Below are 1,141 nucleotides of genomic sequence, written 5' to 3'. Positions count from 1 at the left end.
CGGCGGGCGCGGCGGGCGCGGCGGCGAGGTCCACGTCATGGCCGCGACCCGCCTCCTCGCCGACTGCCCGATCCGTCGGGGCGGCCCCGGGACGGGGCACCCGGTCGGCTAGTCTTCACCATGAGTATTGGCTAATCAACGCACCGTACATGGGTGTCGCGATAGGAGGGATGGCCTGCCATGCGGGTTGTCGTCGCGGGTGGAGCGGGTTTCCTCGGCAGCCACCTGTGCGAACGGTTCCTGGCCGACGGCGCTGAGGTGGTCTGCGTCGACAACTTCCTCACCGGCCGGCCGGAGAACGTCGACGCGCTGCGCGCCAACCCCGCGTTCCGCCTGCTGCGCCGCGATGTCACCGGGCCCGTCGATCTCGCCGGCCCGCTCGACGCCGTCGTGAACCTGGCCTCGCCCGCGTCCCCGGTGGACTACCGGGCGCTGCCGCTGGAGACCCTCGCGGCCGGCGCCTGGGGCACCGCTCGGCTGCTGGAGCTCGCCCGCCGCAAGGAGGCCCGCCTCGTGCTGGCCTCCACCTCCGAGGTGTACGGCGACCCGCAGGTCCACCCGCAGCCGGAGAGCTACTGGGGCCACGTCAACCCGGTCGGCCCGCGCAGCATGTACGACGAGGCCAAGCGGTTCGCCGAGGCGCTGACCACCGCCCACCGCGCCACCCACGGCACCCGAACCGGCATCGTGCGGATCTTCAACACCTACGGGCCGCGGATGCGGGCGGACGACGGGCGGGCCGTCCCCACGTTCGTGACCCAGGCGCTGGCCGGGGACCCGGTGACCGTCGCCGGTGACGGCGCGCAGACCCGGTCGCTGTGCTATGTCGACGACCTCGTCGACGGGCTGGTCCGGATGACCCGCGGGGACCATCCCGGTCCGGTGAACCTCGGCAACCCCGAGGAGCTGTCGATGCTGGACCTCGCGCGCCTCGTCGTAGGGCTGTGCGGCGACCGGGCGCCCGTCGCCTTCGTGCCACGGCCCCCGGATGATCCGAGCGTGCGGCGCCCCGACGTCTCGCTCGCGCTGGCGGAGCTCGGCTGGCGTCCCCGGGTCACCCTCGCCGACGGGCTCGCCCGCACCGTCGACTGGTTCCGCTCGCGCGCCGCCACCGCGCCTGCGGTGCCCCGCCAGCCCGGCC

The 1,141-nt window shown here is 74.6% G+C and carries 1 protein-coding gene; it reads left to right on the top strand.

Annotated features, from left to right (window positions below):
* Positions 1–180 precede the first annotated feature (180 nt).
* The coding region (locus tag MXD58_RS25130; RefSeq protein ID WP_250610116.1) for a UDP-glucuronic acid decarboxylase family protein at positions 181–1,141 on the top strand (961 nt) is incomplete at its 3' end.

This window comes from Frankia sp. AgKG'84/4 (assembly GCF_023242965.2).
Classification (GTDB): Bacteria; Actinomycetota; Actinomycetes; order Frankiales; family Frankiaceae; genus Frankia.
Note: the sequence above shows the minus strand (reverse complement) of the source record. Positions and strands in the feature narration are given on the sequence as shown.